The following is a 6,247-nucleotide window of genomic DNA, read 5'->3' on the forward strand; positions in this document are numbered from 1 at the left end:
AACCCATTCCGATACCCACCACAGGCTGACGCACTTACTTCATAATCGCGAAATAAGTCAAAAATCGAGGTGCCCTATGGTTTCAACAAAAATCGGATACGCGCGTTGCTCGACCGACCGGCAGGACCTGTCGGCGCAGATACAGGCGCTCGAAAATCTCGGTGTCTCCCCGGATCGGATCTATACTGAGCACGGGCTGACTGGCACGAACCGGGCACGCCCAGGTCTGGATCAGGCTCTAGCCGCCGTGCGCGAAGGAGACACTCTTGTCATGCCGAAGCTCGACCGGCTGGCGCGCTCCGTCCCCGATGCCCGCGACATTGCCGACCAGTTGAAGGCAAGAGGCGTCAATCTGGCGCTCGGCGCGTCGGTCTATGATCCTGGCGGCCCCATGGGCAAAATGTTCTTCAACATCCTCGCCACCTTCGCGGAGTTCGAGTCTGACCTAATCCGAATGCGCACCCGCGAAGGCATGGCTATAGCCCGCGCCAAGGGCAAGCTGCGCGGCAAGCAGCCCAAGCTCTCCGACCGCCAGTCCCGAGAGCTCCGCCGCATGTACGACACCGGCGACTATTCCGTCAGCGACCTTGCCGAGGTCTTCTCAGTCTCACGGCCGACCGTCACAGAACCCTCCAGCGCCAGTCGGCCGCCACATTGCGATCACGAAACCCCGCCACTTACCGGTGAAGCAACTTGAGCTAGAACAAGGTTAACGCAAACAGTTACTGTCACTCATCCTTAGAACCAAAAAAGGAAACCCAAGAGCAGTGCTGACCCTTATCCTGTCGAAAGACCTCGACCTACGCTTCATCTCTCCGGATGCGACTGCATCGTTCCGACCGCATCCTGCCCATCTAGACCAGCCAATCGAGGTCGCCGAGGGTCTGATGGAGGTTGACCCGGGACTCTCTCTTGATTGTCGTGCAGCGCTGCGAGGCGGGCCGGCTGTACGGCGAGAAATCAACCCTTCAGGGGGTGACGGTTACCTGCGCCGGATCATGCTTCGAACGACGGGAGGCGGGAAGACCGAGGAACTGGTCATCAGTTACGAGCCGGGCGTGTCCGCTCAACGATTGGAACTGACACAGGTTCGCAAGCATTTGGCCGATGCCTTGGACGCGGTTCAGGACCCTTTTGCCTATTATGACAAACATGACTGTCTCGTTCACTTTAATCAGGCCTATGCCCGGCTGCAGGACAGCAGCGAAGGTGAAGTTATCGCAGGTATACGGTTCGAAGAGATCGTGCGCCGCAATCTTCGAAGCGGTCTTCTTGGGATACCGGCAGACCAGCACGAGCAGTGGCTTCGCGACCGCCTTGCTCAGAGAGAACGCCAGACGTTCGAACGGGAGATGCGGTTTCGCGACGGGCGTTGGTTTCGTGTCACGGAGCGCTCCACCGCGGTCGGGTCGCTCGTGCATATGCTCGTCGATATCACCGACATCAAAACCGCACAGGTTGCCCTGCAACAGGTGATATCCGGTGCGCAGGCTGCCGCTTGGTCCGTCAATCTCGAGACCGGTGAAAGCGATGTGAATGATCGCTGGATCGAGATGCTGGGCCTGGATCGGCAGGCCGTTGCATCCCTCGGGTTCGAGGGGTGGCTTTCGCTTGTGCATCCGGACGATGCTGCTGCGGCCGAGGCGGGGTTTCTGCAATGTGCAGACGGTTCGGCCGACGCGTTTGAGGTCGAGTACCGTTTGCGTCATCGACTTGGTCACTGGGTTTGGGTGATGGGTCGGGGCGGGGTGTCGGATCATCATGCGGACGGACGCCCTTCCGGGATCTCGGGCGTCCTTCTGGACATTTCTCGTCAGAAGCGGCTGGAGGCAAAGCTCGCGATGCAGTCCGCCGCGATTGCCGCGACCGAGGACGGGATCACGATTACCGATGAGGCCGGGACCATCCTCTACACGAACCCGGCGCATGCGGCGATGTTCGGCCATGACGATCATCTCTCCCTGGCTGGCCAGTCCTGGCATAGTCTCTATTCATCTCAGGCGGCGGCAGGGTTGGCGGCGAAAGCCTTCCCCGCGCTCAGAGCGAAAGGGTACTGGACCGGGCAGGTCGAGGCTCTCCGTGCGGACGGGGGGACGTTTGAGCAAGAGCTCAGCCTGACCGAGATGCCCGATGGAAAGATCGTCTGCCTCAACAGGGACGTGAGCGCGCGCAACGCGTTCGCGCGCGAGCAACTTCAGATCCGCGACCGGATCGAATTGGCGCAGCGCCAGGAAATCCTTAACCTTCTGGCCGCAGGGCTGACGCATGATCTGAGCAACTTGATTGCGATCATTTTGCACTTCTCCGATCCCGCCCTTGAAGAAGCGGGGGTCCAACTTCCCCAAGCCTTGAAAAATATTCATGCGACCGCGCGACAAGCGGTTTCCCTACTGGAACCGCTCCGTTCTCTTGGTACTGGAAAGCGGGAGACCGAAGAGACCGACCTTGCGGAACTCCTCAGTGAGGCTGCGGGCATTCTGAAACTCGGCGCAGCCCATAACCTCAAGATCACGGTCGATCTCCCTGACGAGCCGATCATCGCAACGGTTGATCCGCTCAAGCTGATGCAGGTTTTTCTGAATCTTGCACTGAACGGCCGGGACGCCTTGGGCGACGGAGAGCAAGAGATTGCCCTATCATTGTCACTCAGTGATACCGTCCCGCAGACTGCCGCCCTTGAGATGGGTGAGTTTCCAGATAAACCCTATGCGCTCTTCAGGATCAGTGACACTGGAACCGGCATCACGCCGGAGGTCAGGGCTCGGCTGTGGGAACCACATTTCACCACGAAGGGGAACATGGGGACGGGGCTGGGACTTCCGGTCATCGCGGAGATCGTGCGCGAGACTGGAGGGGCCATCGCGCTTGAAACCGCCCCAGGTGTAGGGAGCGCCTTCTATGTCGCGTGGCCACTTACTTATCCGGCCGGCCAAGAAAAGAAAGCTGGATAATGTGGTGGTGGGGTCGATGCCTTCGGTCCCATCACCGTATCAGGACCGGAATAAGGCCGTCCTGCACGCCCGATCCCACATAGGTATCAAGAAATACCGCCAAGTATCGATCAAGCTCACCAACCCGGTAGTGTAGGGTCAGGGTCAGGGTCAGAAACCAGCGTTAAAGGAGACAATCTGTCCATAGCTTGCGCTGGATCAAGGTTAACGCAAACGGTTACTGTCACTCATTCTTGGAACAAAAAAGGAATCCAAGAGCAGTGCTCACCCTCATCCTGTCGAAAACAACCCAAACCAATGGCATGGTTGAGCGATTCAACGGGCGCATCGGGGAAGTCCTGCAAAGCCAGCACTTCCGGTAAGGCGAAAAACTGGAGGCCACGCTGCATCGATACCTCTGGCTCTACAACCAGCAGATTCCCCAGTCAGCCTTGGGCAGCACCCCCCTTGCAAACCATGAAAAAATCGTGCAAGAGAAGCTCGCAACTGTTCAACTAACAGCCATGCGACACGCCTGAGTGTGACACTTACGGTGATCAAGTCAGAGTTGTATCCGATGAAATATCTGCTGGACGTCTCGTCACCGCCTTCGCGGTGTTCAAATGCGTGTTTGATAGTTGTTGGTACTTACTGTGAATAAAGTAATAATATTTTTGGTAATGGCCACGTTCGCTGAGTTATTTGGGCATCCGGCGGCTGCAGAAATGTCCTATAGCCCAGTATTGCCCCAGTTTGGTGGCACTAATGGTCAGGCTCTGACGGTCCTTCAGTTTGATCTTCAATTGCAAAGTGCCGCTGATGCAAAAAAGGAAGCAGACGCTTTGGCGCTCGAAAATGCCATGGCTCCACCCAAGGCAGTTACAACATCGACAGACAGGTTGATTTCGTCGCTTGAGGCTGCCCTGCAAGTCAGGTTGGCTCATTCTTACGCAGATCAGATATTTAATACTGTTGACACGGATGTGCCTGTTTCAATTCAGATAGGGGATACAACGATTACCTATAGCCGTATTGACGGCTATTTAACGATTGACATTATCGACGATTCTGGAGCCGCAACGCAATTTGGCATTGATCTGGCAGAGCGCTGATGATTGGTAAGGCCTTCCTTTATGTGATAATAATCAACGCCGCACTTTTTGGGTGTGGTGATCTGAATTCAGTGCCCATAGTCAGCGCCCAGTTGGAAAACGAGTCCCTTTTAGCACAAGACACAGATCTAAAAATACCCGTGTCGCCACCTATTATCGTTGGAGTGTATAACTTTACTGACCAAACTGGCCAGAGGGCTGTGCTTGATCGCCCAACTTCAGAGATGTCGTCTGCTATCCCGCAAGGATTGTCGTCGATGTTGGTGCAAGAGTTGCTAACTTCTGGTGATGGGAAGTGGTTTAGGGTTGTCGAGCGGGAAACAATTTCGACCATTCTGAACGAGCGTAAGGTTGTTGTGGCCGCCTTGGGGCCCGATGTGGAAAAACCACTTCAACCGTTACTATTACCAGGCATTTTGATCACTGGCGGAGCAATTTCGTACGACAGAAAAGTGAGCCAGAGATTTCTGGGATTAGGTTTTGCATCGATAAATGGCCGGAATGAAATCTATTCAGACAGGGTAAGTATCGCGCTGCGCGCCGTTTCGGTCCAGACTGGTGAAGTTTTGGAAAGCGTCTATGTGTCCAAAGAAGTCCTTAGCCAGATGAACGGTGTAAATGTTCTGAAAATCGTCAATAGTTCAACGCTGGCAGTTGAGGCCGGATTAGTTTCAAACGAGCCGGTGTCAGTTGCCGTAAGAACTGCAATCTCTGCCGCTGTACGCGAACTGTATGTTCGTGGTTTGGCGCGTGGATGGTGGCGCGTGGATGAAAGTCCGAAAAAACGACCAGTAACTTAGTTTTGCATAATGCAATTGGGATAAAGAGAGCTCGTTTTTTCCCTTCAATCGTTTGAGCATATAATGGAATAGAGTAAATATGAAAAATATTATCATGGCGACAACGGCAATCATCTCGTTGTCAGGTACAGTTGCGTTTGCAGACTCAATCAACTTCGACCAAGGCACCATGGCTATAAACGAGCTTATCCTTGAACAAACACTAGATGGTGGCGACTTGATTAACCTAAATATAAAAGGTGACATGACATCTGTTGTTATCAAGCAAAGTGGAACTACCACATCATCAGGCAACATAGCCAACGTCGATATTTTTGCGAATACCACAGCTACGTCGCTGACAGCATTTACAGATGCGGCGTCCGATGGGGCAGGAAATTCAATTCTGCCGATAAGAGATAAATGGAAAACTTTTAGCGCTACCTTTGATGGAGATAACAACACAATCGACTTCGATATTGGTGCTGCAATTACAGCTGCTGGATACAATGATATAAATGTTGATATTGCAGTAACCGGCGACGGAAACAGTTTAACGCACAGTTTCACAAATGGTCTCGATGGTGAAACATTACAGTTTGGCGGGATTGTAACTGGTGATGACAACACCGTCGTTACAACAATTGGTGCCGTTGGCAATGTTGCATTTAATTACAATATTCAAGGCTCTACGAACGGTTTGACCGCTACCCTTGCAGGCGCAAAAGGTGATCAAACTGTTGGCGTTGCTCTTACTGGGGATTCTAACACATGGACTGTTACTTCGAATGCCACCGTGGGCATTATGGATGTGGCAGCTAGTGGTAGCTTAATTACGGGTACAAACACTCAAGGTGGCTCCGATTCAGAACTACAATTTGACATTATTAAAGCCGGTGCTGCTGCGTTTGCTGTTACTACGACACAAACTGGAGCTAACAGTTTTGCAGATGTGACCATTAATGCTGATGACGGCGGGGCGTTCACATTGACACAATCGAGCGCAAACGCGAGATATTTGGGTACCTTGAATATAGCTTCGGGTGGCGCAGTCACAATCACACAATGAGGGCCAACTGTTGACGCCACAATTGTGGTGAAAAAAGTCAAGTGCTTAAGAAGTTCATCCTGATCAACGATCTCATGCGGCGAATTGCAGTGCCTGACGGCTATCGGTTCGTCGCGTGAGAGTTATGACCGAAAGTTGACAGGGCGGTAAAAAGTTGTCAGCCGAGAGTGGGGTACCGAAGTTCGTCAGCAAATTGGGTAAATTCGCTATCTTCGGATCCGATGGGGTGGACGCCCCCCGGCGGCATTTAATGTGCCAAGGTAGTGGGTCTTCCCGAGCCCGGTGTTTGTCAAAGGTGTTGTCCGCCGATTTCATGCGGCGTCTCTGATTTCAGGGACGCTGATTTCGGTTTCTGGG

Annotated in this window: 5 protein-coding genes; all 5 read left to right on the plus strand. The window is 53.4% G+C overall.

The features are described from left to right. The coding region (locus ACEN2R_RS20420) for a recombinase family protein (RefSeq protein WP_442044716.1) at nucleotides 1–697 on the plus strand (697 nt) is incomplete at its 5' end. Nucleotides 698–767: 70 nt separating this feature from the next. Then, nucleotides 768–2,951 (plus strand): PAS domain-containing sensor histidine kinase, encoded by a 2,184-nt coding sequence (locus ACEN2R_RS20425; protein ID WP_442044718.1) that lies wholly within the window; start codon nucleotides 768–770, stop codon nucleotides 2,949–2,951. Between the two features lie 632 nt (nucleotides 2,952–3,583). After that, complete coding sequence (locus tag ACEN2R_RS20430; protein WP_442044719.1) at nucleotides 3,584–4,042, plus strand: curli assembly protein CsgF; 459 nt, start codon at nucleotides 3,584–3,586, stop codon at nucleotides 4,040–4,042. After that, nucleotides 4,042–4,842: a CsgG/HfaB family protein gene (locus ACEN2R_RS20435; protein WP_442044720.1), complete on the plus strand. Its 801-nt coding sequence runs from the start codon at nucleotides 4,042–4,044 to the stop codon at nucleotides 4,840–4,842. Before ACEN2R_RS20430 ends, ACEN2R_RS20435 begins: the two co-directional genes overlap by 1 nt. 79 nt (nucleotides 4,843–4,921) lie before the next feature. Next, nucleotides 4,922–5,890 carry a hypothetical protein gene (locus tag ACEN2R_RS20440; RefSeq protein WP_442044722.1) on the plus strand — a complete coding sequence of 323 codons (969 nt, stop codon included), beginning with the start codon at nucleotides 4,922–4,924 and terminating at the stop codon, nucleotides 5,888–5,890. Nucleotides 5,891–6,247 lie beyond the last annotated feature (357 nt).

The organism is Pseudogemmobacter sp. W21_MBD1_M6, from assembly GCF_052119585.1.
Classification (GTDB): domain Bacteria; phylum Pseudomonadota; class Alphaproteobacteria; order Rhodobacterales; family Rhodobacteraceae; genus JBGQOJ01.

Coding starts and splice junctions, on each gene's coding strand:
- ACEN2R_RS20435 (WP_442044720.1), top strand. CDS start 4,042: ATGATTGGTAAGGCCTTCCTTTATGTGATAATAATCAACGCCGCACTT.
- ACEN2R_RS20440 (WP_442044722.1), top strand. CDS start 4,922: ATGAAAAATATTATCATGGCGACAACGGCAATCATCTCGTTGTCAGGT.